The organism is Pseudomonas sp. 09C 129 (assembly GCF_002843625.1).
Classification (GTDB): domain Bacteria; phylum Pseudomonadota; class Gammaproteobacteria; order Pseudomonadales; family Pseudomonadaceae; genus Aquipseudomonas; species Aquipseudomonas chlororaphis.
Genome location: NZ_CP025261.1, coordinates 173060 through 197944 on the forward strand (window position 1 = coordinate 173060; position 24885 = coordinate 197944).

28 protein-coding genes and 1 pseudogene are annotated in these 24885 nt (G+C 63.5%); 17 read left to right on the forward strand and 12 right to left on the reverse strand.

Going from position 1 to position 24885, the window contains the following annotated elements; genetic code table 11:
- Positions 1-14 precede the first annotated feature (14 nt).
- The 4 genes and pseudogenes from CXQ81_RS00845 to CXQ81_RS31670 all read right to left on the reverse strand — a co-directional run.
- The gene (locus CXQ81_RS00845) at positions 15-782 is read right to left on the reverse strand and encodes a uroporphyrinogen-III synthase (RefSeq protein ID WP_101336250.1); all 768 of its coding nucleotides are present in this window, start codon (positions 780-782) and stop codon (positions 15-17) included.
- Positions 779-1720: a hydroxymethylbilane synthase gene (gene hemC / locus CXQ81_RS00850; protein WP_007926692.1), complete on the reverse strand. Its 942-nt coding sequence runs from the start codon at positions 1718-1720 to the stop codon at positions 779-781. Before hemC ends, CXQ81_RS00845 begins: the two co-directional genes overlap by 4 nt.
- Positions 1721-1860: 140 nt before the next feature.
- Positions 1861-2607 (reverse strand): LytTR family DNA-binding domain-containing protein, encoded by a 747-nt coding sequence (locus CXQ81_RS00855; protein ID WP_101336251.1) that lies wholly within the window; start codon positions 2605-2607, stop codon positions 1861-1863.
- Positions 2604-2759, reverse strand: a pseudogene (locus CXQ81_RS31670) (sensor histidine kinase); the annotation flags it as partial. The pseudogene CXQ81_RS31670 and the gene CXQ81_RS00855, both read right to left, overlap by 4 nt.
- Before the next feature lie 441 nt (positions 2760-3200).
- On the opposite strand from CXQ81_RS31670, the gene argH reads away from it, so the two are divergent.
- Positions 3201-4595 carry an argininosuccinate lyase gene (gene argH / locus CXQ81_RS00865; RefSeq protein ID WP_101336252.1) on the forward strand — a complete coding sequence of 465 codons (1395 nt, stop codon included), beginning with the start codon at positions 3201-3203 and terminating at the stop codon, positions 4593-4595.
- Between the two features lie 71 nt (positions 4596-4666).
- Here the strand turns inward: argH and CXQ81_RS00870 are convergent, their stop codons facing one another.
- Positions 4667-5323: a glutathione S-transferase family protein gene (locus CXQ81_RS00870; protein WP_101336253.1), complete on the reverse strand. Its 657-nt coding sequence runs from the start codon at positions 5321-5323 to the stop codon at positions 4667-4669.
- A 125-nt stretch (positions 5324-5448) separates the two neighbouring features.
- Between CXQ81_RS00870 and CXQ81_RS00875 the strand changes: the two genes are divergently transcribed.
- From CXQ81_RS00875 to CXQ81_RS00885, 3 genes are all read left to right on the forward strand, one after another.
- A complete protein-coding gene (locus CXQ81_RS00875; RefSeq protein ID WP_007926685.1) occupies positions 5449-5745 on the forward strand; it encodes a hypothetical protein in 297 nt (98 codons plus the stop codon).
- Positions 5746-5931: 186 nt separating this feature from the next.
- Positions 5932-6177 (forward strand): TIGR02647 family protein, encoded by a 246-nt coding sequence (locus CXQ81_RS00880; protein WP_007926676.1) that lies wholly within the window; start codon positions 5932-5934, stop codon positions 6175-6177.
- Positions 6178-6354: 177 nt separating this feature from the next.
- A complete protein-coding gene (locus CXQ81_RS00885) occupies positions 6355-9204 on the forward strand; it encodes a class I adenylate cyclase (protein ID WP_101336254.1) in 2850 nt (949 codons plus the stop codon).
- 17 nt (positions 9205-9221) lie between these two features.
- On the opposite strand, the gene rnk is transcribed toward CXQ81_RS00885, so the two are convergent.
- From rnk to cyaY, 3 genes are all read right to left on the reverse strand, one after another.
- Positions 9222-9635 carry a nucleoside diphosphate kinase regulator gene (gene rnk / locus CXQ81_RS00890; protein ID WP_007926672.1) on the reverse strand — a complete coding sequence of 138 codons (414 nt, stop codon included), beginning with the start codon at positions 9633-9635 and terminating at the stop codon, positions 9222-9224.
- A gap of 147 nt (positions 9636-9782) precedes the next feature.
- Positions 9783-10016, reverse strand: coding sequence for a DUF1289 domain-containing protein (locus CXQ81_RS00895; RefSeq protein ID WP_101336255.1), 234 nt, complete (start codon positions 10014-10016; stop codon positions 9783-9785).
- 4 nt (positions 10017-10020) lie between these two features.
- Positions 10021-10353 carry an iron donor protein CyaY gene (gene cyaY / locus CXQ81_RS00900; protein WP_007926670.1) on the reverse strand — a complete coding sequence of 111 codons (333 nt, stop codon included), beginning with the start codon at positions 10351-10353 and terminating at the stop codon, positions 10021-10023.
- Positions 10354-10592: 239 nt separating this feature from the next.
- Here cyaY and CXQ81_RS00905 point away from each other — a divergent pair, with 239 nt between their 5' ends.
- From CXQ81_RS00905 to CXQ81_RS00930, 6 genes are read left to right on the forward strand one after another with little or no spacing between them, the layout of a single operon-like run.
- Positions 10593-10745, forward strand: coding sequence for a lipoprotein (locus CXQ81_RS00905; RefSeq protein WP_007926668.1), 153 nt, complete (start codon positions 10593-10595; stop codon positions 10743-10745).
- 9 nt (positions 10746-10754) lie between these two features.
- On the forward strand, positions 10755-12002 hold the full coding sequence (gene lysA / locus CXQ81_RS00910) for a diaminopimelate decarboxylase (RefSeq protein WP_007926666.1): 1248 nt from the start codon (positions 10755-10757) through the stop codon (positions 12000-12002).
- Positions 12003-12006: 4 nt separating this feature from the next.
- Entirely contained in the window at positions 12007-12837 is an 831-nt protein-coding gene (gene dapF, locus CXQ81_RS00915) for a diaminopimelate epimerase (protein ID WP_007926659.1), read from the forward strand.
- Positions 12838-12850: 13 nt separating this feature from the next.
- A complete protein-coding gene (locus tag CXQ81_RS00920; protein ID WP_007926658.1) occupies positions 12851-13576 on the forward strand; it encodes a DUF484 family protein in 726 nt (241 codons plus the stop codon).
- Between the two features lie 2 nt (positions 13577-13578).
- Entirely contained in the window at positions 13579-14475 is an 897-nt protein-coding gene (xerC, locus tag CXQ81_RS00925; RefSeq protein ID WP_007926657.1) for a tyrosine recombinase XerC, read from the forward strand.
- On the forward strand, positions 14475-15179 hold the full coding sequence (locus tag CXQ81_RS00930) for an HAD family hydrolase (protein WP_007926656.1): 705 nt from the start codon (positions 14475-14477) through the stop codon (positions 15177-15179). The genes xerC and CXQ81_RS00930 overlap by 1 nt, the downstream gene beginning before the upstream one ends.
- A gap of 104 nt (positions 15180-15283) precedes the next feature.
- Here CXQ81_RS00930 and sutA read toward each other — a convergent pair whose 3' ends face one another.
- The 4 genes from sutA to glnK all read right to left on the reverse strand — a co-directional run bounded on the left by sutA (position 15284) and on the right by glnK (position 18057).
- Positions 15284-15607, reverse strand: coding sequence for a transcriptional regulator SutA (sutA, locus tag CXQ81_RS00935; protein ID WP_007926654.1), 324 nt, complete (start codon positions 15605-15607; stop codon positions 15284-15286).
- Between the two features lie 102 nt (positions 15608-15709).
- Positions 15710-16135: a secondary thiamine-phosphate synthase enzyme YjbQ gene (locus CXQ81_RS00940; RefSeq protein WP_007926650.1), complete on the reverse strand. Its 426-nt coding sequence runs from the start codon at positions 16133-16135 to the stop codon at positions 15710-15712.
- 210 nt (positions 16136-16345) lie between these two features.
- Entirely contained in the window at positions 16346-17683 is a 1338-nt protein-coding gene (locus tag CXQ81_RS00945; protein ID WP_007926649.1) for an ammonium transporter, read from the reverse strand.
- Between the two features lie 35 nt (positions 17684-17718).
- On the reverse strand, positions 17719-18057 hold the full coding sequence (glnK, locus tag CXQ81_RS00950; RefSeq protein ID WP_002555808.1) for a P-II family nitrogen regulator: 339 nt from the start codon (positions 18055-18057) through the stop codon (positions 17719-17721).
- 416 nt (positions 18058-18473) lie between these two features.
- Between glnK and CXQ81_RS00955 the strand changes: the two genes are divergently transcribed.
- The 7 genes from CXQ81_RS00955 to CXQ81_RS00985 all read left to right on the forward strand — a co-directional run bounded on the left by CXQ81_RS00955 (position 18474) and on the right by CXQ81_RS00985 (position 24882).
- Positions 18474-18734 carry an accessory factor UbiK family protein gene (locus CXQ81_RS00955; RefSeq protein WP_007926648.1) on the forward strand — a complete coding sequence of 87 codons (261 nt, stop codon included), beginning with the start codon at positions 18474-18476 and terminating at the stop codon, positions 18732-18734.
- Positions 18735-18969: 235 nt separating this feature from the next.
- Positions 18970-20031: a CDP-glycerol glycerophosphotransferase family protein gene (locus CXQ81_RS00960; protein ID WP_007926647.1), complete on the forward strand. Its 1062-nt coding sequence runs from the start codon at positions 18970-18972 to the stop codon at positions 20029-20031.
- Between the two features lie 4 nt (positions 20032-20035).
- Entirely contained in the window at positions 20036-20563 is a 528-nt protein-coding gene (locus CXQ81_RS00965; RefSeq protein WP_101336256.1) for an adenylyl-sulfate kinase, read from the forward strand.
- Entirely contained in the window at positions 20557-21129 is a 573-nt protein-coding gene (locus CXQ81_RS00970; protein WP_101336257.1) for a hypothetical protein, read from the forward strand. The genes CXQ81_RS00965 and CXQ81_RS00970 overlap by 7 nt, the downstream gene beginning before the upstream one ends.
- The gene (locus tag CXQ81_RS00975; protein WP_101336258.1) at positions 21126-21854 is read left to right on the forward strand and encodes a formyltransferase family protein; all 729 of its coding nucleotides are present in this window, start codon (positions 21126-21128) and stop codon (positions 21852-21854) included. Before CXQ81_RS00970 ends, CXQ81_RS00975 begins: the two co-directional genes overlap by 4 nt.
- Positions 21851-24253 carry a PEP/pyruvate-binding domain-containing protein gene (locus CXQ81_RS00980; RefSeq protein WP_101336259.1) on the forward strand — a complete coding sequence of 801 codons (2403 nt, stop codon included), beginning with the start codon at positions 21851-21853 and terminating at the stop codon, positions 24251-24253. The genes CXQ81_RS00975 and CXQ81_RS00980 overlap by 4 nt, the downstream gene beginning before the upstream one ends.
- The gene (locus CXQ81_RS00985; RefSeq protein WP_101336260.1) at positions 24250-24882 is read left to right on the forward strand and encodes a gamma-glutamyl-gamma-aminobutyrate hydrolase family protein; all 633 of its coding nucleotides are present in this window, start codon (positions 24250-24252) and stop codon (positions 24880-24882) included. The genes CXQ81_RS00980 and CXQ81_RS00985 overlap by 4 nt, the downstream gene beginning before the upstream one ends.
- Positions 24883-24885 lie beyond the last annotated feature (3 nt).

The window sequence follows — 24885 nt, forward strand, 5'->3', positions numbered from 1 at the left end:
TCCATCCTTTGCGTTTAGAGAACGGGCACGGGTTGCTCCCGTAACGCCGTTAGCAAGGCCGCGGCGCTGGCGCCACGACAATCCACAACTTTCTCGGCCCCGGCGGCACGCGCCATCTCGGCGACCCGGGGGCTCGGTACAAACAACGGCAGCCGCGCCACCTGTGGCCAGGCCTCGCCGGCCAACTGCTGCAAGTGCTCGAAACCCTGCCCACTGCTGACCACCAGCCCATTCAAGCGTTCAGCTCGGATGCGTTGCATCAGGACCCCGTCGGCATAGCGCGGCAGGTCGCGGCGGTACAACTCTAGATAATCGACACTAGCACCTTGGCCGCGCAAACGCTCAGCCAGCAGCTCGCGGCCACCCTCCCCGCGCACGATCAGCACCCGCGGGCCGGGCCGGGCAATAGCCTCGCGCAACTGGGGAAGTTCAAGCAAGGCTTCGCTGTCATCGCCTTGCTCGGGGAAAAAAACATCCAGGCCGTGATCGGCCAGAACCTGCGCCGTGCCGGCGCCCACACTGAACCAACGCTGGCTCGGCGGCTGCGGCCAGAACTGCTCGAGCAGTTGCACGGCTATGCGCGCGGCCGGCTTGCTGACCACGATCACCGCACAGTACAAGTGCAGATCAAGCACTTTGGCGCGCTGGGTATCGCCAACAGGCAGGGCTTGGATTTCCAGCAATGGCAGGCTGCTGCTGAACACCCCCGCTTCGCCCAGAACCTCAGCCAGCAGCGCCGACTCGTCCGTGGGCCGGGTCAGCAGCACACGCCAGTCGCTCACTCTTCGCCAGCCTCGCCATAGACCGCGCGCAGAATATCGTCGGCGCCCTGGGCCAGCAGATCCTCCGCGACCTGCACACCGAGCGCCGCCGCCGCGCTACGTGGAGCACGGGCCTCGGCGCTGAGCAGCACACCGCCGCTCGGTTCGCCGACCAGGCCACGCAGCCACAGCTGATCGCCTTCGAGTACCGCATAGCAGGCGATCGGTACCTGGCAGCCGCCATTCAGATGCTTGTTGAGGGCCCGCTCGGCGGTGACTCGATCCGCGGTATCGACATGATGCAGAGGCGCCAGCAGCTTATGGATCTCGCTGTCGGCCGTGCGGCATTCGATGCCCACCGCGCCCTGGCCGCCAGCCGGAAGGCTGTCGTCGACGCTGATCGAAGAGCTGATGCGATCTTCGAAGCCAAGACGGATCAAGCCCGCAGCGGCCAGGATGATGGCGTCGTACTCGCCGGCGTCGAGCTTGGCCAGGCGAGTATTGACGTTGCCGCGCAGGAAGCGGATCTGCAGGTCCGGACGACGAGCCAGCAACTGCGCCTGGCGACGCAGGCTGGAGGTGCCCACCACGCTGCCCACGGGCAGGTCGTCGAGACTGGAATAGGTATTGGAGACAAAGGCATCGCGCGGGTCTTCACGCTCGCAGATGCAGAACAGGCCCAGGCCTTCAGGGAAGTCCATGGGCACGTCTTTCATCGAATGCACAGCGATATCCGCTTCGTTTTCCAGCAGCGCGGTTTCCAGCTCCTTGACGAACAGTCCCTTGCCGCCGATTTTCGACAACGGCGAGTCGAGCAGCTTGTCGCCGCGACTGACCATGGGCACCAGCGTCACGATCAACCCTGGGTGAGCGGCTTCCAGACGAGCTTTGACGTATTCGGCTTGCCACAAGGCCAAGGCACTTTTGCGGGTAGCGATGCGGATTTCGCGAGAGGACATGGATCAATCCGTACTGATGAAAATACGGCAGATGATAACAGCTCAGCCAAATCAGCTTTGACTTGTATCAGGAACTACAGCCCCTCCCTGGCTGCAGGAACATTGCGGGCGGGGCGCATGACCCGCCCGGCCGCCCGGATCTAGAGCTGCTGCATCATCTTGCGCACACCGGCCACATGCCGTCGGCTGACGATCAACGCATCACCATTGAGACCCTTGAGGAACAGCTGGAAATGCCCCAGCGGCGTACGCTGCAGACGTTCGATGCGTTCACGGGCCACCAAGGCGTTGCGATGGATGCGCACGAAGCGCTCGCCAAACTCGTCCTCCAGCGCCTTCAGGGGTTCGTCCAGCAGGACTTCGCCGCTTTCATGGCGCAAGGTCACGTATTTGTGGTCGGCAATGAAATAGACGACCTGATCCAGCGGGATCAGCTCGATGCCTTTGCGGGTCCGCGCACTGATATGGCTGCGAGGGCCGCTGCCGCTTTCCGCGGCGGGCCGGGTCAAGGCCGCCAGCTGGATCCGGTTGGGGCGGTCGGCCTTTTTCAGCGCCTCGAGCAGATGCTCGGAACGCACCGGTTTGAGCAGGTGACCTACCTCGCTGACATCAAAAGCCTCGAGGGCGAATTCATCAGGGGCGGCACAAAACACCACGGCTGGCGGCGCTTCGCGCTCGCATAAACGGGCGGCAACCTGCAGGCCATCGAGACCCGGCATGCGGATGTCGAGAAGCACGATATCCGGCTTCAGGCTGTCGATCAGGGCCAATGCCTCTTCGCCATTGGTGGCGCTGGGCTCCAGGACACTGTATCCCTCAAGCTCACTGACCATGCGGCTCAGTCGCTCGCGGGCTAGGGGTTCGTCATCAACGATCAGGACATTCATATTGCGCTGGATTCCTGCGTGAGTCTCGCACAAGGATAGCGTAGACAGGTGAAGTGACGTCCGTCACGGCGATCCACGCTAAGACTAGTGCGAGGGCCAAAAAGTGCCCCACGACGGGCACCATTATTTACCCGGGCCTGCTCGATACCGTTCAAGGCCCGCCACTGCACGACATGGTCATGGGGACTGCTGATACAGGACACAAACACCCCCTCTCTATATAGTCGGCTTCCACCCCGACCGCCTCCCTCGCGAATCGCGAGGTGGCGGCGGGACCGGAGCGCATGCGACAACGGTTGCGTGATCAGCGACCAGACTCGATGAAACATCCGGGATTGCGCTGTTCCTTCAGTCCAACTGTAGACGGTTGCCAAGACGATATTGCTCTATCGATAAATATCGTTACATCACTCCTCGCACCCCGCCGTCGCTCGCCTAGTCTCTGCGCGCCCGAGGTCGGCGACAAGCGCCCGCGGCCCCCATGGCAGAAATAAAAACCTGCCGACCGGTGCCAGCTACAGGATTGGCAACCCTGTTATTATCCGCGGCAGCTTTTCACCTCATTTCCCTTCCAGCCGATCACGAGCGAATTCATGAGCACTGACAAGACCAATCAGTCCTGGGGCGGCCGCTTCAGTGAGCCCGTCGACGCCTTCGTCGCCCGCTTCACCGCCTCCGTCACTTTCGACCAGCGCCTCTATCGTCACGACATCATGGGCTCGATCGCCCACGCCACCATGCTGGCCAAGGTCGGCGTACTGACCGATGCCGAACGCGACAGCATCATCGACGGCCTGAAAACCATCCAGGGCGAAATCGAGGCCGGCACCTTCGACTGGCGCGTCGATCTGGAAGACGTGCACATGAACATCGAAGCACGCCTGACCGACCGCATCGGCGTCACCGGCAAGAAGCTGCACACCGGCCGCAGCCGCAACGACCAGGTGGCCACCGATATCCGTCTGTGGCTGCGCGACGAAATCGATCTGATCCTGGCGGAAATCACCCGCTTGCAAAAAGGCCTGCTGGAACAGGCCGAGCGCGAAGCCGGCACCATCATGCCGGGCTTCACTCACCTGCAAACCGCGCAGCCTGTGACCTTCGGTCATCACATGCTGGCCTGGTTCGAGATGCTCAGCCGCGACTACGAGCGCCTGGTCGATTGCCGCAAGCGCACCAACCGCATGCCGCTGGGTAGCGCCGCGCTGGCCGGCACCACCTACCCGATCGACCGCGAGCTGACCTGCCAGCTGCTGGGATTCGACGCCGTCGGCGGCAACTCGCTGGACAATGTGTCTGATCGCGATTTCGCCATTGAGTTCTGCGCCGCCGCCAGCGTGGCCATGATGCACCTGTCGCGCGTCTCCGAAGAGCTGGTGCTGTGGACCAGCGCGCAGTTCCAGTTCATCGATCTGCCCGACCGTTTCTGCACCGGCAGCTCGATCATGCCGCAAAAGAAAAACCCGGACGTTCCGGAGCTGGTTCGTGGCAAGAGCGGCCGCGTGTTCGGCGCCCTGATGGGCCTGCTGACCCTGATGAAGGGCCAGCCCCTGGCCTACAACAAGGACAACCAGGAAGACAAGGAACCGCTGTTCGACGCCGCCGACACCCTGCGCGACTCGCTGCGGGCCTTCGCCGACATGATCCCGGCAATCAAGCCCAAGCACGCGATGATGCGCGAAGCGGCACTGCGCGGTTTCTCCACCGCCACCGACCTGGCGGACTACCTGGTGCGCCGCGGCCTGCCATTCCGCGATTGCCACGAGATCGTCGGCCACGCCGTGAAGTATGGCGTGGAGACCGGCAAGGACCTGGCGGAAATGAGCCTGGAGGAACTGCGCAAGTTCAGCGACCAGATCGACCAGGACGTGTTTGCCGTGCTGACCCTGGAAGGCTCGGTCAACGCCCGTGACCACATCGGCGGCACGGCCCCGGCTCAAGTCAAGGCGGCGGTGGTTCGCGGCCAGGCGTTGCTGAGCAGCCGCTAAAAGCTAGCGCGGGCAAGCCACGCTCCAGCTTAAGAGCGCGGCTTGCCCGCAGTCAGCGACCTGAAACCTTCCTACTTCTTGCTGGCGATCATCGCCAGGAACTGCGGCATCGCCGCGTCCTTGTCCGCCGCGACCCGCTGCACATTGGGCATCTGCTCCAAACGCGCCATCAAGGCCTTGGCTGCCGGTATCTCGGCCAGATAATCCACATCGAACAGCTTCTGCCCTACCGCGCAGGCCAGGCTCACGCTGTACAGGAAATACAGGTCCGCCACGCTCAGGCTGCTGCCCGCCACATAAGGGGCGAACTTGCCGTGCCTGGCCAGCGAGGCGAACCCCTGCACCAGCTCGTTGCGGGACTTCTCCTTGATAGCCTCGGGGACCGCCATCCCGAAGAACGCCTCGCCATAACAGGCCCGCGCCGGCAACTCGATGTAAAGCTCGATCTCCTTGGCCAGCGCCAGCACCTGGGCACGCGCGAACGGGTCACTGGGCAGCAGCGCCGGCCCAGGCTGGCTTTCAAGGTATTCGAGGATCACGCTGGTTTCATTGATAAAGCCCTGCTCCACCCTTAGCACCGGCACCTTGCCGCGCGGGCTGATGGCCAACGCCTCAGGGCTTTGCCCGGCGTAGAACGGCACTTCTTCGAAAGGCAGATCTTTTTCCAGCAATGCCAGTTTCACCATGTTGTAGTAATTGCTGACGGCGAATCCATAAAGCTTGAGCATCACATAGCCTCCAGGCCGGGTGCGGGGTTGGCAGCCACTCTTATAGATCCTCGACAGCCGACTGGCCAGCAGCATCAGGCTCCTGAATACGGGTAAACTGGCGACCTTTCCTTGAGGAGCCTGCCATGAGCGAGCCAACCCCCGGTACCAGCAACGACGACAGCGACGAAGAAGCGTTCGCCGAAAACACCCTGATCGAAGCGATCGAAAACCAGATCGAAAGCGACAACCCGCCCGCGGCCAAGGCCACCTTCAACAAGCTGACCCTGGTCGGCTATGAGCGTGACGAAATCCTCAACCTCATGGCTCACGTCCTGGCAGTGGAAATCGACGCGATCCTCGAAGAAGACCGCGCGTTCGACACCCAATGGTACGAAGCCGCGCTGCGCGCCCTGCCCGAGCTGCCGCCCGAGAAGAAATAAGCCCGCCACGCCTCGCGTCCGCCCCTGGCCGGCGCGATGGCGAGCCTTGACTACACTGGTACGCGCCCTGCGGCCAAATACCGCCGCCCAGGGGCGTAAAAGTCCGCAGCGGACACTGGACAGGCTGCCCAACTGCGGTCACCTTAAGGACGCTGTCGTCTAATTCCTAGAAAGTCTGGAGTCCTTATGTCGTATACCCCTGAGTTGGTTGCCGAACTGGAAATCCTTGCACTCTTCAACCTGGACAGTTCCCAGGAAGGCCTGAAAATCCATCAGACCGCTGCCCCCCAAGCTATCGCCGCCGCACGACGCCTGTTCGAAAAAGAGCTCATTACCCAGCCCGATGGTGGTTACCTGACCAGCCTGGGCCGCGATGCCGCCGAGCATGCCCAAGGCCTGCTGACCATTCTGACGGTCAAAGAAGCCGCCTGAACGCTCCCCCCCTACGGCCCTCGGAATCCCCGCCTGTCGGATTCCGCGGGCAAGCTCCAGTTGTCCGCTGGAAATCTGACGTCAAAAATAAAATTCAGCTTAAAGCTCGCCCTCGACTGGCTGTAAACTCCTCCACCTATAAGACCTCCCACGTTCAAGCTTCGCGAGCCTGTTTGAATGACCCGCACCCATGAAATCCGCCCAGATCTGGACGAGGGAATCGATCGCAAGGTTCTCAGCCAGCTGCGTGCGCGCTTTCTGAAGCTCAACGAAGGGCGTCTGGATCGGGCCATGGAGGGGTTATCGCCGCGCCAGCAACTGGTGCTCAACCTGTTGCCGCTGTTCTTTCACGTCAACCACCCGTTATTGCCGGGTTATGTGTCGGGCAGCACACCCGCCGGGCTGTCGAACTACGAACCCGACACCTCAACGCTCAACGAAGCCCAGCGCCTGACCCGCTCGTTTTCCTACAAGGTCCGGCCCGGCAATGCACCCCGACCTATCCATGGCCTGTTCCTGATGGGCAGCCTGGGCACCCTGGCCCAGGCTGACCAGAGCGATATGGATGTGTGGGTCTGCCATGCGCCCGATCTCGGCGAAAACGAACTCGCCGAACTGCGCAAGAAATGCCTGCTGCTGGAAGCCTGGGCCGCCGGCCAGGGCGCCGAGGCGCACTTCTTCCTGATCGACCCGAGCCGCTTTGTCCGTGGCGATCGCGACACCCAGCTGAGCTCGGACGATTGCGGCACCACTCAGCACTATCTGCTGCTGGACGAGTTCTATCGCACGGCCATCTGGCTGGCCGGGCGTACGCCACTGTGGTGGCTGGTGCCGGTGTACGAAGAAGCCCGCTACCAGCAGTACACCCATACGCTGCTGTCCAAGCGCTTCATCCCTGCCGACGAAAACCTCGACCTTGGCCATCTGGCTCATATTCCGCCGGGCGAATTCATCGGCGCCGGGCTCTGGCAGTTGTTCAAGGGCATCGAGTCGCCGTACAAGTCGGTGCTCAAGCTGCTGCTGACCGAGGTCTACGCCAGCGAACACCCGCGGGTGGAATGCCTGAGCCTGCGCTTCAAGCAGGCGGTGTTCGCCAATCGCCTGGACCTCGACGAGCTGGATCCGTACATCGTGGTCTACCGGCGCATCGAGGAATACCTCAAGGCCCGTGGCGAACCGGAGCGCCTGGAGCTGGTACGGCGCAGCCTGTACCTGAAGGTCAACCGCAAGCTCACCGGCAACAACGGCGCGCGCAACCCGAGCTGGCAGCGCTCGCTGCTCGAACGGCTGGCCCACGAATGGGGCTGGGATCAACGCCAGCTGGCAATGCTCGACAGCCGCAGCCAGTGGAAAGTCCGCCAGGTCAGCGCCGAACGCCGGGCCCTGGTCAATGAGCTGAACTACAGCTACCGCTTCCTGACCCAGTTCGCCCGTACCGAGCAGACCCTCGGCCTGGTCAACAAGCGCGACCTGAATATCCTCGGCCGCCGCCTGTACGCGGCCTTTGAACGCAAGGCCGGCAAGATCGAATTCATCAACCCCGGCATCGCCCCGGACCTGGCCGAAGACACCCTGACCCTGGTGCAGTCGCCCAACAAGAAAGAACCGGGGCAAACCCACTGGGGCCTGTACAACGGCAGCCTGAATGCCCTGGAGTGGGAACACTTCGCGCCGATCAAGCGCAGCCGCGAACTGCTGGAGCTACTGACCTGGTGCCATCGCAACGGCGTGATCGACAGCAGCACGCGCCTGGCGCTGCACCCGGGCAGCAGCGACTTGAGCGAGTTCGAGCTGTTCAATCTGCTGGGCAGCCTGCAACAGACCATCGCCCTGCCCCTGGGCACCGTCAGCGAAGAACGCCTGCTGCACAGCAGCGTGCCCAGCGAAGTGCTGATCCTGGTGAATGTCGGCCGCGACCCGCTCAAGCATCACCGCGACCTGAACATCCTGATGACTACCGAGCGCACCGATTCTTTGAGCTACGCCGGGGTGCGGGAGAACCTCGTGCTGACTCTCGACCAGGTGACGCTCAACAGCTGGAACGAGGTATTAGTCGGCCGTTACGACGGCGCCCATGCCCTGCTCGACTGCCTGCGCGACTACCTCAACAATCTGCCGCGCGGCCCTGAGCAACCGAAGCTGCGAGTGCGCTGCTTCTGCCACAACCGCGCGCAGTTCATCGCCCAACGGGTCGAAGAGCTGTTCGACACGGCGCAGAACCTGTTGCTCAGCCAGCTCAACCACCGCTACCTGATCCAGGTCCAGCAGCATTACCACGTGCTGGAGTTGGTGCCGGGCCAGGTCAATCATGTGGCGCTGGCAAGCCTGCCGGCGCTGATCGACTACCTCGGCGAAGAGCAGTCGAGCTACAGCCCGCTGCACCTGGACCCGATGGCCCTGGAAGAACACGACCTGGCGCTGATCCTGCCGATGGGCCAGCCTGATTGCATCCAGGTGTTCTACCGTGTCGTCGAGGCTCAGGCCGAGCTGTATGTGCTGGATGAATTCAATGCGCTCTGGCAGCAACGCCTGCCCTACCACGACGAACAGAGCCTGTTGGTCCCCCTGCAACGCTTCCTGCAGTCGATCCTCTACCGGCGCGATGCCCAACTGCCGATGGAGGCCTCCCAGGCTCTGGTGCCACTGGATATTTTGTATTACCAGATATTGCCCTCAGGCAGCACAAGAGCCCGTCGAATCGAGCCACGCCCGGCCCCCCAGACACCAGCGAACAAAGCCTTTTATGACGTGCAGGGCATCATCGGCAAAGCCGCACCGGGGCAGGTGCAGGTCACTCTGTATTGCAATCAACGGGAGTTTTCCGAGCTGGAGCATGGCGACCAGTTGTTCGCCGCGGTCGCCCAGGAGATTGTCGGCCAGCGTCGCGAAACCGAGCGCTATCGCTGCTATATCACCGACCTGGACCTGTCCGGCCTGCTCGGTGACCACCACGGCTCAAGCAATCTCTACCTACGCTACAAGGCCGACCTGGAGCGCGCCTTGAACGACGCGCTCGAGCAGGTCTAGCCGGTCAGCGGCGCCCTTCAGAGGTGAAAGTCGCCAGCCGCTTCGGGTTGGTATTCCACTTCCAGCAGGGTCAGCTTCAGGGTCTTGCCGCCGGGCGCCGGCCAGTCGATGTACTGCCCGACCTGCAAACCGAGCAAGGCGCTGCCCACCGGCGCCAGGATAGAGATCCGGCCCTCGTCGGCGTTGGCGTCCTGCGGATACACCAGGGTCAGGTGATAGTCCTTGCCGCTGCCCTCTTCGCGACAATGCACACGCGAATTCATGGTCACGACACCAGGCGGGACTTCATCGTGGCCCACCAGGGTTTCGGCGCGATCCAGCTCGGTCTGCAACGCAATGACGCCAGGCAGCGTGTCGTCCAGGCTGTCGATCAGGCGCTCCAGACGCTGCACGTCGAGGCGGGTGAGAATGATGGAAGGTGCGGTGCTCATGATCCAGGCAGACTCCTTTTTTCGGCACAAAAAAGCAAAACCCCGTCCAGATAAGACGGGGTTTTCACTGGCCTCGATGTGGCGAGGCGTAACCGGACACTACCACAGCAGCACAAATAAACAAGCCGCCGGGCTTTTGTGCCCGGGCTAGCCCATACCAGGCGCCGCAGCCCGCTTGCGCTCCAGCGCCTGGCGACAGATGACTCGCCGTCGCTCATCGTCCGCCGAGCGCCATTCGCGAATGTCTTCCACATGCCGGAAACAGCCCTTGCAGACTTTTTCCTCATCCAGCCGGCACAGGCTGATGCAGGGCGAGGCCACGGCCGGGCTGACATTGCTGTACAGCGGCTTGGACGGGCGCGCCGGGGCGGCTGGCGTCACGGTCTCAGAGCCCTTCGAACTCAAGCTTGATATCGGCCTGCTCGAGGACGATGCGCTCGAGCATTTCGCCCAGCTGCTCTTCGCTCTTGTCGCACATCCAGCGCTCGCTTTCTTCGTCGTAGTCGAAGTGGAAACCACCGGAGCGCGCGGCCAGCCACAGCTGACGCAGCGGCTCCTGGCGGCTGAAGATCACCTGGCTGCCGTTTTCGAACTTGACGGTGAGCACACCGGCGGAGCTCTCCAGATCGATATCCAGGTCACTCTCCTCGAAAATGTCCTCCAGTGTCTGCTGGGTGGCATCGACCAGGTCGTGGAAACGGGCTTCAGTCAAACTCATTGCGGGAACCTCGAAAAGTGTCTACTCACGCTCAAGCGCCGCAAGATACGGGCGCATCCGGGCGAATGCAAAGGATACCGATCAAGGGCGCGGGCGGCAGAGAAAATATCCCCGCAACCGCCGCGCCCAGCGCCCGGGCCCGGGGCAAAGGCCCGCCGGACGGGTGTTCCAGCGCATAGGCAAGCCGTCGGGTGGCCGGTATACTCGGGCGCAATTAACGCATTCTCAAGGATTTCGCCATGAAGCGCCTGATCTCTTCCCTTGCTGCGCTCGTCGCGGTTGCCTGCCTTGTCACTGCCTGCGGTCAAAAAGGCCCGCTGTATCTTCCCGATGACAGCAAATCCCCTGAAGACCAAGGTCACTCGCAGTCGCACAAGCACGACACCAACTAAGGGAACCCCATGGACGCTTTTAACTACCGCGACGGGCAGCTGTTCGCGGAAGGTGTAGCGTTGTCCGCCATTGCCGAGCGCTTTGGCACGCCGACCTACGTCTATTCCCGAGCGCATATCGAAGCGCAGTACCGCGCGTACGCCGATGCCCTCGCCGGCATGCCGCACCTGGTCTGCTTCGCGGTAAAGGCCAACTCCAACCTGGGTGTACTGAATGTCCTGGCGCGTCTGGGCGCCGGTTTCGACATCGTCTCCCGGGGCGAGCTGGAACGCGTCCTGGCCGCTGGCGGCGCGGCCGACAAGATTGTCTTCTCCGGTGTCGGCAAGACCCGTGACGACATGCGTCGCGCCCTGGAAGTCGGTGTGCACTGCTTCAACGTCGAGTCCAGCGACGAGCTGGAACGCCTGCAACAGGTCGCCGCCGAACTCAAGGTTCGCGCGCCGGTTTCACTGCGGGTCAACCCGGATGTCGATGCTGGCACCCACCCGTACATTTCCACCGGCCTGAAGGAAAACAAGTTCGGTATCGCCATCGCCGATGCCGAAGACGTGTACATCCGCGCGGCACAGCTGCCGAACCTGGAAGTGGTCGGCGTCGATTGCCATATCGGCTCGCAACTGACCACCCTGGCCCCCTTCATCGATGCCCTCGACCGTCTGCTGGACCTGGTCGACCGCCTGGGCGAGTGCGGCATCTACCTGCGCCACATCGACCTCGGTGGCGGCCTGGGCGTGCGTTATCGCGATGAAGAGCCACCGCTGGCCGCCGACTACGTCAAGGCCGTGCGCGAACGCCTCGACGGCCGCGACCTGGAACTGGTCTTCGAACCCGGCCGTTTCATCGTCGCCAACGCCGGGGTACTGCTGACCCGGGTCGAGTACCTCAAGCACACCGAACACAAGGACTTCGCCATCGTCGACGCTGCCATGAACGACCTGATCCGCCCGGCCCTGTACCAGGCCTGGATGGACGTCAGCGCCGTGCGCCCGCGCGATGGCCAGGCACGTACCTACGACATCGTCGGCCCGATCTGCGAAACCGGCGACTTCCTGGCCAAGGAACGTCAGCTGGCGCTGGAAGAGGGCGACCTGCTCGCCGTGCATTCGGCCGGTGCCTACGGTTTCGTCATGAGCTCCAACTACAACACCCGCGGTCGCGCTGCTGAAGTGCTGGTCGATGGTGAACAGGCTGTTGAAGTGCGTCGCCGCGAGACGGTAGCCGAGTTGTTTGCTGGCGAAAGCCTGCTGCCGGAGTAAAACCATGCTGCTGCGTTTTACCAAGATGCACGGCCTGGGCAATGACTTCATGGTCCTCGACCTGGTCAGCCAGCACGCGCACATCCTGCCCAAACATGCCAAGCAATGGGGCGATCGCAACACCGGAGTCGGTTTCGACCAGTTGCTGATCGTCGAGGCGCCGAGCAACCCGGATGTGGATTTCCGCTACCGGATCTTCAATTCCGACGGCTCCGAAGTGGAGCAATGCGGCAACGGTGCGCGCTGTTTCGCCCGTTTCGTGCTGGACAAGCGCCTGACCACCAAGCGCCAGATCCGTGTCGAGACCAAAAGCGGCATCATCGAACTGGATGTGCGCAACGACGGTCAGATCAGCGTCGACATGGGCGCGCCGCGCCTGGTGCCCGAGCAGATTCCGTTCGTGGCACCGGCCCAGGCTCTGAGTTACCAGGTCGAAGTCGATGGCCAGACCGTCGAATTGGCCGCGGTGTCCATGGGCAACCCCCATGCGGTGCTGCGGGTCAACGACATCAACAGCGCGCCGGTGCATGAGCTGGGACCGAAGATCGAACATCACCCGCGCTTCCCGGCCCGGGTCAATGTCGGCTTCATCCAGGTCATCGACCGTCAGCGCGCGCAGCTGCGGGTCTGGGAACGTGGCGCCGGGGAAACCCAGGCCTGCGGTACCGGCGCCTGCGCCGCCGCAGTGGCCGCGATCAGCCAGGGGTGGATGGATTCGCCGCTATTGATCGACCTGCCGGGCGGGCGCCTGTCCATCGAATGGGCAGGCCCTGGCCAACCGGTGAAGATGACCGGCCCGGCAGTGCGCGTATACGAAGGACAGGTGCGTCTTTGAATGAGCGAAAACCATGACTGATCAGCCTCAGGTTCCAGCCGAACAGCCCGACGAATCTCCTGCCGAAAACCTCGAGGCGGCGGCGATCGCCGCGTACCTGGAGGCGCATCCGGACTTCTTCGTCGAGCATGAAGAACTGCTCCCGGCGTTGCGCATTCCCCATCAGCGCGGTGACACCATCTCGCTGGTGGAGCGGCAGATGAAGATCCTGCGCGAGCGCAACATCGAGATGCGCCACCGGCTTTCGCAGTTGATGGACGTGGCCCGGGACAACGACCGGCTCTTCGAGAAGACCCGACGCCTGATTCTCGCGCTGATGGATGCCAACAGCCTGGAAGACGTGGTGATGAGCGTCGAAGACAGCTTGCGCCAGGACTTCCAGGTGCCTTTCGTGGGCTTGATCCTGTTCAGCGACAGTGCCATGCCAGTGGGCCGCTGGGTCACCGCGGCCGAGGCCCAGACCGCCATCGGTGGCTTGCTGACCGAAGGCAAGAGCATCAGCGGCAGCCTGCGCGAGCATGAGCTGGACTTCCTGTTCGGCGAAGAACAGCGCCAGCAGATCGGCTCGAGCGCCGTGGTCGCCATCGCCCATCAGGGCATTCACGGCGTGCTGGCCATCGCCAGCCGCGACCCGCAGCACTACAAAAGCTCGGTGGGGACGCTGTTCCTCAGCTATATCGCCGAAGTCATGGGCCGCGTGCTGCCGCGCTTCACTCACTCGCTACGCTCGGTTCGCTGACCATGGAACGACAACTGGACGCCTACTGCGAGCACCTGCGCAGTGAGCGCCAAGTGTCGCCCCATACGCTGCAAGCCTACCGCCGCGATCTGGAAAAAGTGCTGGCCTTCTGCGCCAAGCAGCAGGTTTGCAGCTGGTCCGACCTGGACATCCAGGGCCTGCGCAGCATGATTGCGCGCCTGCACCAGCAGGGCCAATCCTCTCGCAGCCTGGCGCGCCTGCTCTCCGCCGTGCGCGGCCTGTATCACTACCTGAACCGCGAAGGCCTGTGCAATCACGACCCGGCCAACGGCCTGGCGCCGCCCAAGGGCGAGCGCCGCCTGCCCAAGACCCTGGACACCGATCGCGCGCTGCAATTGCTCGATGGCGCGGTGGAGGATGATTTCCTCGCGCACCGCGACCAGGCGATTCTCGAGCTGTTCTATTCCTCCGGGCTGCGCCTGTCGGAGCTGACCAGCCTCGACCTCGAACAACTGGACCTGGCCGATGGCCTGGTGCAGGTGCACGGCAAAGGCAGCAAGACCCGGGTCCTGCCGATTGGCAAGAAGGCCCGCGAGGCGCTGCAGCTGTGGCTACCGCTGCGGGCGCTGAGCAATCCGCCGGACGACGCGGTGTTCGTCAGCCAGCAGGGCCGGCGCCTGGGCCCCCGGGCGATCCAGCTGCGGGTCAAGGCCGCCGGCGAGCGCGAGCTGGGACAGAACCTGCATCCGCATATGCTGCGACACTCCTTCGCCAGCCACATGCTGGAATCCTCCCAGGACCTGCGCGCGGTACAGGAACTGCTGGGGCACTCGGATATCAAGACCACCCAGATCTATACCCATCTGGACTTCCAGCACCTGGCAGCGGTCTACGACAGCGCCCACCCACGGGCCAAACGCAACAAAGGCGGTGAGTAATGACGATCAAGCTGATCACCTTCGACCTCGACGACACGCTGTGGGATACCGCGCCCGTGATCGTCAGCGCCGAAGCCGTGCTGCGCCAGTGGCTGACCGACCACGCTCCGCAACTGGGCGGCGTACCGGTGGAGCATCTCTGGACCATCCGTGAGCGGGTGCTGAACCACGAGCCCGGGCTCAAGTACCGCATCAGCGCGCTGCGCCGACGGGTGCTGTTTCATGCACTGGAGGAAGCCGGCTACGACCAGGGCCAGGCCAATGCCCTGGCCGACCAGAGTTTTGAAGTGTTCCTGCATGCGCGGCACCAGCTGGATATCTTTCCCGAGGTGCAGCCGACCCTGGAAGCGCTGGCCAACCACTTCGCGCTGGGCGTGGTCACCAATGGCAACGCCGACGTGCGCCGCCTGGGGCTGGCGGATTACTTCAAGTTCGCCCTGTGCGCCGAAGACATCGGCATCGCCAAGCCCGATTCACGGTTGTTTCACGAAGCCCTGCAACGGGGCGAGGCGACACCGGACACCGCCGTGCACATCGGCGACCACCCGGGCGACGACATCGCCGGGGCCCAGCAAGCCGGCTTGCGGGCCATCTGGTTCAACCCGGCCGGCAAGGCCTGGGAGGCGGATCGGTTGCCGGATGCGGAAATCCGCAGCCTGACCGAGCTGCCGAAACTGCTGGCGCGCTGGCACAACGGTGCCTGATCGGACGCTGTCGCAATCACTGCAACACCGCACTCTCGCCAACAAGCGCCCATGAAAAAGCCCGCAGCGACGGCGGGCTTTTTCAGCAAGCAAGTGGCAGGCGCTCAGATAGGCCGGCTACCGTACTTGTTATCAGGCTTCTTGGGCGGATCGGCAACCACATTGGCCTCGACTTCCTGCACTTTACCGCCACGGGCCAGGAACTCCTCCATGGCGCGCGCCAGTGCATCACGCTCTTTGTTCTTGGCTTCGACACTCGGCAGCTCGTCTACCGAGACGGCAGCCTTGGCCTTGCCTTTGGCGGTCGGGGCAGGAACATCACTGCCATCGTCTTCCGCCACATCGTCGGCGGCCGCTTCAAGACCTTCTTCGGTTTCGTCTTCGTCGCCTACTTCGAGGTCGTCGTTTTCCAGATCATCGTCGCTCATGTTCTACCTCATGACTTGCGAAAAGCAGATTAGTTATAGCCCAGCTGAGCCGACTGTCGAAGGCTGCTGGAAAAAAATCAACATCCACTGATAACCAGCGGCTTATGCCTTATCACCGTGCAAGGTGGCAAGGACTTTGCGGGCACCGCCATGATCGCGATGCTCGCCCAGATAAACGCCTTGCCAGCTGCCTAACGCCAAGCGACCCGCCGATACCGGCAAGCTCAATTGACAGCCTAGCAAACTGGCCTTGAAGTGCGCCGGCAGATCATCGGGCCCTTCGTCGTCATGTTCATACCCGGCCATGCCTTGAGGCACCAGGGAGTTGAAGAAACGCTCGAAGTCACGACGAACCGCAGGGTCGGCATTCTCGTTGATGGTCAACGAGGCCGAGGTATGCTGCAGCCACAAATGCAACAGACCGACCCGACATGCCTTCAGTTCAGGCAGGCCGGCGAGCAACTCGTCCGTTACCAGATGAAAGCCCCGGGGCCTTGCCCGCAGGGTAATCAGAGTCTGTTGCCACATACAGTTCTCCGCACATTCGGCGCGCATTCTAGCGCGCTCTGGGAAAAAACAAAGTGCCGAATATTCCTCCAATGCTGTAAGTCATTGACCCGAAAAAAAAGCAGTCATCAAACTGGCTGACACGCTCTGGAAAAAACCTTTCAGCCGTCTCTCAATGACAAAACGCAGACAAAAAAATGCCCGGCAAGCCGGGCATTTTTTCTGGCGGGATTACAGGTTGTAACCGCGCTCGTTGTGTTGCGCCAGGTCGAGGCCGACCGACTCTTCTTCCTCGGTGACACGCAGCCCGATGACCACATCCAGCACCTTGAGGATGATGAAGGTCACGATCGCGGTGTAGATCACCGTGAAGCCCACGCCTTTGCACTGGATCCACACCTGCGCGGCGATGTCGGTCACGGTGCCGAAGCCGCCCAGCGATGGCGCGGCGAACACGCCGGTGAGGATCGCGCCGAGGATACCGCCGATACCGTGCACGCCGAAGGCGTCCAGGGAGTCGTCGTAGCCCAGCTTGCGTTTCAGGGTGGTGGCGCAGAAGAAGCACACCACGCCCGCTGCCAGGCCAATCACCAGGGCGCCCATCGGGCCTACGGTGCCAGCGGCAGGCGTGATCGCCACCAGGCCGGCAACCACACCCGAGGCGATGCCCAGGGCGCTTGGCTTACCGTGGGTCAGCCATTCGGCGAACATCCAGCCCAGCGCCGCAGCGGCGGTGGCAATCTGGGTTACCAGCATCGCCATGCCGGCGGTGCCGTTGGCGGCGGCGGCGGAACCGGCGTTGAAGCCGAACCAGCCGATCCACAGCATGGCCGCGCCCATCAGGGTGTAACCCAGGTTGTGCGGCGCCATCGGGGTGGTCGGGAAGCCTTTACGCTTGCCCAGCACCAGGCAGGCCACCAGGCCGGCGATACCGGCGTTGATATGCACCACGGTGCCGCCGGCGAAGTCCAGCACGCCCCAGTCCCACATCAGGCCGCCGTTGCCGGACCAGACCATGTGCGCGATCGGCGCGTAGACCAGGGTGAACCAGATGGCCATGAAGATCAGCATGGCGGAGAACTTCATCCGCTCGGCGAAGGCACCGACGATCAGCGCCGGGGTGATGATGGCGAAGGTCATCTGGAAGGTGATGAACACCGCCTCGGGGAACAGCGCCGCCGGGCCGGTCAGGCTCGCCGGGGTGACGCCGGCCAGGAAGGCCTTGCCCAGGCCGCCGACGAAGGAGTTGAAGTTGACGACGCCCTGCTCCATGCCGGTGGTGTCGAACGCAATGCTGTAGCCATAAATGACCCACAGGATGCTGATCAGACCGGTAATGGCGAAGCACTGCATCATCACGGAAAGAATGTTTTTCGAACGCACCATGCCGCCGTAGAACAGCGCCAGGCCGGGAATGGTCATGAACAGCACCAGGGCGGTCGAGGTCAGCATCCAGGCGGTGTCGCCGGAGTTGAGGACTGGGGCTGCCACTTCGTCCGCCGCCATGGCCAGGCCAGGCATTACGAGGGACAACAGGGCTCCTAGCCCTGCGATTTTACGCAGAGTCATATTGTTTTCTCCTGGGGCGTTGGGTTTGGGGCGGCTTAGATGGCGTCGGTATCGGTTTCGCCGGTACGGATGCGAATAGCCTGTTCCAGATTGACCACGAAGATCTTGCCGTCACCGATCTTGCCGGTGTTGGCGGCCTTGGTTATCGCCTCGATGACCCGATCAAGATCCTTGTCATCGATGGCGACGTCGATCTTCACCTTGGGCAGGAAGTCGACTACGTACTCCGCGCCGCGATACAGCTCGGTGTGCCCCTTCTGCCGGCCGAAGCCTTTGACCTCAGTAACGGTAATGCCCTGCACGCCGATCTCGGACAGCGACTCGCGCACGTCGTCCAACTTGAACGGCTTGATGATGGCAGTGACTAGCTTCATGAAACTTTCTCCCGAATTGGTGGACTTGCCCCAGGAAAACAAACCCGACTCAAGTCTAAGCGCAGTGCCTGGCTTTGTAACGCATCGTCGGCCTTCCTCGACCAGACCGACGCCAGCTAACCGCTCCTGACGAAACACTTCCCCGCTCCGCCTGCCGCACTGCATTCGTCACAGCGACTGCATCAGTGCATGGGTCATCGGGGACTAAGCAGAAACCTTGCCATCTCGCGAAAACCCACTGATTTCAGTCCCTTGGCCGCCACGACAGAAACCACTTCGCCATCATCGCCACGGATACGCACAACAACAGTGCGCCACTGCCCGGCGCGATGCGCGAAAAGCGTGCATCCCCGCCTGCCGATTGACTATAGACAGTGCGTGATACACTGCCCGCCATTGTTTTCAGGACACTTCCCATGCTCGCGCCCAAAGACCTCCTCGATGCCCTGAGCGGCCATGCCGCCCGCCTGTTCAGCGGCGATACCCCACTGCCCCGCGCCGAAATCGAAAGCCAGTTCAAGGCCCTGCTGCAAAGCGGCTTCAGCAAACTGGACCTGGTCAGCCGGGAAGAATTCGACAGCCAGATGGTCGTCCTGGCCCGCACCCGGGCCCGCCTGGAAAGCCTGGAGGCGAAGGTCGCCGAGCTGGAAGCCAAGCTCAACCCGAGCGAGCAATAACCACCTCGACCGCGCCCCTGCGCATAGGCTCGACCATGCAGTGCCTGCCGCCGGTCGAGCCGGACCCCGCCAGCAAAGATTTTCCGCCCTGCCCGTTCATTTCCCGCCTGCTTCGCCGATAACATGTCCAGCGTTTGCGATCCTGGCCACCCTCGGGGCGAGCCATGCCCCACGACACCGCCAAGCAACGCCAACGCTTGCCTCGACTTATTTTTGTTGTGCACCAGGTAGCCCTATGACCGCGCCAAAACCCTTCAGCCGCTTGGCCTTCTTCGTTCATACCGCCGAGATGCTCAATCACTATCAGGCGGTCTGGAGCCTGTTGGGGGCCGATGCTTTCGATGTGGTCCTGCACGGCACCCATGAAGAGCGCGCGCAAAGCCGCGAACTGATTGGCGGCCTGGGCTACAGCTGTCACGGCAGCCTGGATGTGATCAAAGCCAATCACCGCTATGACGTGGTGGTCTCCAACCACAGCATGTACGACCACGGCTCGCAGCCGATGATCAAGGCGCTGGGCCATCGGCAGGTGCGCTTCATGTACGCCCTGGGCAAGTACAAACACAACTTCTCCAGCTGGAACCGGCATTACGACCTGATCCTGTGCTTCGGCCCCTGGCAGGCCGAGCGCCTGCGCGAATGCTGCGACGCCGTGACCTTCCAGATGGGCTACCCGCGCTACGACGCCTACTTCCGCGAAACCTCGCTGCAAGGCCAGCATCCGGCGGACCTGGGCCTGGACCCGACGAAAAAGACCGTGCTGTGGCTGCCGACCTGGATGGAGCTGTCGTCGATCAGCCGCTTCGCCGACGCCATGGCCGGGTTGTGCGATCGCTACAACGTCATCGTGAAGACCCACCCGCTGTCGGTCGAGGCCGATCCCGAAGCGCTGAAACTGCTCGAGCAATACCCGTTCACCGCGGTGATTACCCGCGTCTACGACAACCTCAGCCTGTTCCGTTGCGCCGACTATGTGGTTTCGGACTACGGCGGAACCGCGTTCGGCGCCCTGTACCTGGACAAGAACCTGCTGCTGTTGAACGTCCCGGACGCCGAGCAGGACGCACTGACCGGCGAGGAATCGCCCGATGTGCTGCTGCGCAACGACATCGTCAACCTCGACCCCGAGGCGCGCTGGCAACTGCCCGACCTGCTGGGGGACGAGAACCTCTGGCAACGGCAGGCCGCGGTCCGTCAGCGCCTGCGTCGCCATTACTTCGCCCCCAGCTATGGTTTCTCGGCGGAGCTGGCGGTACTGGCGCTGCGCAACATCGAAAACATACTCAAGCAGGGGTGAAAGCATGGTGATCTGGCTGGTCGGCATGTCGGGCGCGGGCAAAACCACGATTGGCCGGGCCCTGTATGCCAGCCTGAAAGCGCAACGGCCACAGACCGTGTTCGTCGACGGCGACGAGATTCGCGCGCTGTTCCGCCATGACCAGCGGGCGGACGCCTACAGCGTCGCCGGACGCCGGGTCAACGCCGAGCGGATCCAGGCCCTGTGCGGCTGGCTCGATAGCCAGGGCATCGATGTGGTCTGCTGCATCCTGTCGATGTTCCAGGACATCAGCGACGACAACCGCCAGCGTTTCTCCAGCTACCGTGAAGTGTTCGTCGATGTGCCGCTGAGCACCCTGATCAGCCGTGACAACAAGGGGCTTTACCAGTCCGCCCTGAGGGGCGAACAGAGCAACGTGGTGGGCGTGGATATCGAGTATCCGCCGCCGCAACGCCCGGACCTGGTGCTGCATAACCGTCACGAGCCCGACGACATCCCGGGCTATGTGGAACGCATTCGCCAGCTTTGTGGGTATCCACCATCATGCTGAACTACGCCTACAGCGACGGGGACCTGCTGGAAACCCCGCAGACCTACCGCTACAGCAGCTTCCAGGGTGAAGCCTTCGTCGACGCCTGGCGCACCTCGCGCCTGAGCGCATGCGCCCACCTGCCGGCACCGGCCTTGCCTGCGCTGCATCCGCAAGGCCTGGCGCACGCCGGGGACAGCACGGCGCTGCTGAGCCACCTGTGCCTGGAAATGCGCGCGGGCGCTGGCGTCTCCGGCCCGCTGGCGAGCTACTGGCTGCCGCTCCTGTTGAAAAAATTCGAAGTGAGCAAACGCCTGTATGCCGGCTATGAAGCCGTGGCTCCGCACCGTCCGCTGCCCCATAGCAGCTATGGGTCCACACAGCCTTACCTGTTGCTGGCCGAGTGCATGCTGCACGGCTGGCAGGCGAGCGGCGCGGCCTACTACCTCAGCGGCCTGCTCAAGCTGACGGATACCCTGGTGTCGCAGCAGGGCCGCCTCGCCCCGGACCAGGGCGCCTACCTGGCCTGGCTGCTGACCCAGGAACAACAGCTGCTGGCCACAGTCGCCCGGGAGGCCGGCCTATGAGTCGCGCCCGCCTGCTGATCCTCTGCGCCCGCACCGCGCGCTCGGTCGCCTACTTGCAAGGCTTGGCGGCGGCCGGGATCGAACCTGAAGCGGTAATTGTCTACGGCCAGGGCGGCGGCCCGTTGCAAACCACCCGCGAGTTACAGGTGCAGTCACTGGCGGGGCTGTTCTGCCCGGACCTGAGCCAGGACCTCGACACCTGCCTGGCGGCCCTGGACTGGCCCCACGAGGTGTCCCCGGCCCAGGCTCTCGACGATCCGCAACTGCTCACGCTCATCACCCGCCAGGCGCCGGACCTGGTCGTCTACTCCGGCTACGGCGGGCAACTGGTGCCGGCGGCCCTGCTGAGTCGCTACCCGGTGCTGCATATCCACTCCGGCTGGCTGCCGGACTATCGCGGCAGTACCACCCTGTACTACCAGATCATCGAGCAGCGTGAATGCGCCGCCAGCGCCCTGCTGCTCGACGAGCAGATCGACACCGGCCCGGTGCTGGCGCGCAAGGCCTATCCCCTGCCCCCGCCAGGCATGGATGTCGACTACCTGTATGACAATGCGATCCGCGCCGACCTGCTGGTGGAAGTCCTCGGCCACTGGCGACGCGAAGGCGAGCGAGCCCTGCGGCCCCTGCCGGCCGAAGCCGAAAAGCCGCCTTACTTCATCATTCACCCGTTGCTCAAACACCTGGCCCTGCTGGCGGTGGACAAGCACAAGGACGCGCCATGAACCCGGTCGCCGAAAATATCGTTCGTTTCGGGACCAAGTCCGAAACCCTGGAGCGCCTGCAGCCGCGGGTCACCCGTTCGCAGATCCTGCCGCTGTACTTTTTCACCGCCCGGCAGTGGCTGGACGATCCGGCTGAAGTGCTGCAGAACATTGCCCGACTGGAGCCTGACGGCTTTTTCGTGATCGTGCGCAGCAGCGCGCAGAACGAAGACAGCGTCAACAGTTCCATGGCCGGCCTGTTCACCAGTTGCCTGAACGTCAGCGCCACGGATCCACGGGCCCTAAACGCGGCCATCGAACAGGTGATCGCGTCCTTTGCCGAACACCGTTGCGAGGACAACCAGATCCTGATCCAGCCGATGCTGACCTCGATCCAGATGAGCGGCGTGGTGATGACCCACGACCTGGAGCATGGCGCCCCTTATTACGTGGTGAACTACGACGACGAGAGCGGCCTGACCGATACCATCACCGGCGGCCAGGGTATCCAGAAAACCGTGCTGGTCTACCGCGACACCGAGAGCGCCCAGCTACGCTCCCCACGCCTGCAGGCGGTGATCGATGCCTGCCGGGAGCTGGAAACGCTCTGCGGTAACGTGCCGCTGGACATCGAGTTCGCCGTCGACCGCCACCAGCAGGTGTATGTGTTGCAGGTGCGGCGCATCACCCTGTGTAACACTTGGCACCCGGTCACTGAGCGACGGGTGGCGCGCCAGCTGGAGCACATCCAGCGCTTCCTGGGCAAACGCCTGGCGCCCCAGGCCGGTCTGTATGGCGACAGCACCCTGCTGGGGGTGATGCCCGACTGGAACCCCGCGGAAATCATCGGCACCACCCCGCGCCCGCTGGCGGCCTCACTGTATCGGCGCCTGGTGACGGATTCGACCTGGCGCGAAGCCCGCGCCCTGATGGGTTACCACCACCCGCGACACCAGGCCCTGATGGTGATGCTCGGCCATCACCCGTATATCGACGTGCGCTGCAGCTTCAACTCATTCCTGCCGGCGGGCCTGGAACCGGGGTTGTGCACTCGCCTGGTCAACGCCTGGCTGCAGCGCCTGCAGTCCCACCCGCAATGGCACGACAAGGTCGAGTTCGAAGTCGTCCAGACTTGCCTGGACTTCACCTTCGACGCCGACTTCGCCGAGCGTTATGGCGACAGCCTCAGCGCCGTCGAACAACGGGCCTATCGCACGGCCCTCGACCAACTGACGCTGCGGGCACTGAGCGGTGAGGGAGCCGGCGCGCTGCCGCCCTTGCTCGATCGGGTACGCGCCCACGAGCGCCAGCAGCAAAGCCGGCGCCTCGACGTCCTGCCAGCCGACCTCGACAGCATCCACCGCCTGCTGCTGGACTGTCGCGAGCAAGGCACGCTGCCGTTCGCCATGCTCGCCCGGCACGCGTTCATCGCCGAAGCCCTGTTGCGCTCGGCCTGCCGCCGGGGCGCCCTGAGCAACGAGCGCCTGCTGGCCTGGAAGCAGTCGATCCACACCGTCACCACCGAATTGACGCGCGAATACGCCCAGGTCTGCGCCAACGCCCGTACCCTGCCGGCGTTCGTCGCCAAGTTCGGCCATCTGCGCCCCGGCACCTACGACATCACCTCACTGCGCTACGACGAGCGCCACGACCTGTTCGCTGCCGCGACCGTCGAACTGGGTCACGGCGAGAGCCCGCAGACGGCATTCCAGCTGCAACCCGAAGAACGCCAGGCCCTGCAACGGCTGATCGACGAGCAGGGCTGGCCGCTGTCGACCGAACACCTGCTGGACTACGCCAGCCAGGCCATCCAGGCCCGGGAATACGCCAAGCTGGTGTTCACCCGGGACCTGTCCGATGCCCTGCAATTGCTGGTGAGCTGGGGCGCCGACGTCGGCCTGGCCAGGGAAGACCTGTCCTTTCTCGATATCCACCCGCTGCTCGACAGTCTCACTGCGCCACTGATGGACGACACCGACCGGGTCCTGCTGGAGTCGGCCAGCCAGGCGCGGCGCAGCTATGAACAGGGCATCTCGCTGAAGCTCGGGCACCTGATCAGCGCGGTCGACGATGTGTTCGTCGCGCCGCTGCATCGCAGCCTGCCCAACTTCATCACCCGGCAGAATGTCGAAGCCATCGGCATGGAACTGCGCCAGGACACCCCGGCCTCGGCGCCGCTCAAGGGCAAGATCGTCTGCATCGAAAATGCCGACCCCGGCTACGACTGGGTCTTCACCCGTGGTATCGCCGGGCTGGTCACCCAGTACGGCGGGGCCAACTCGCACATGGCCATCCGCTGCGCCGAGTTCGGTATTCCGGCGGCCATCGGCTGCGGCGAACAGCTGTTCAAGCGGATCCTGCGCAGCCCGCGCATCGCCCTCAATTGTCGCGACAAGACCCTGAACCCGGTGCAGCCATGAAACGTCTCGGCATCACCCTGAGAACCTGCAACCCGCAGGCCTACCACGAACCGCGCGATGGCCTGGCCAGGGACTGGTACCGCTTTTTCGCCGAGCTCGGCTGCGGCCACCAATGGCTGCTGCTGCCCAACCTGGGCGAAGACACCGTGGCCTATGCCCGGGCCCAGGGCGTGCAAGGCGTGATCTTCAGCGGCGGCGACGATCTCGGCAGCGACCCGTTGCGCGATCAGAGCGAACAGGCGCTGCTGGCCCACTGCGTGGCCGAGCGACTGCCGGTGCTGGGGGTCTGCCGCGGGTTGCAACTGATCCACAGCTTTTTCGGCGGCCGGCTGGCCGATGCCGATCACGACGTGCACGTCGCGCAACGCCACCTCATCAACGTGCTGGCCGCCGCCGAGCTGCCCTGGCTACAGGGCCAGGCCGCTTCGCGCTCGGTCAATTCCTTCCACGGCAAACAGTTGCTCGACCCGTTGCCCGCCGCCCTGCGCCCCTGGGCCGTGGACGCTGCCGGGACTTGCGAGGCCCTGGTGCATACCCACCTCAAGGTGGCCGGCATCATGTGGCATCCCGAGCGCGAAGCAGCGCTGGACGAAGCCGATCGACAACTGTGCCAATGGCTCTTTGAGTGACCT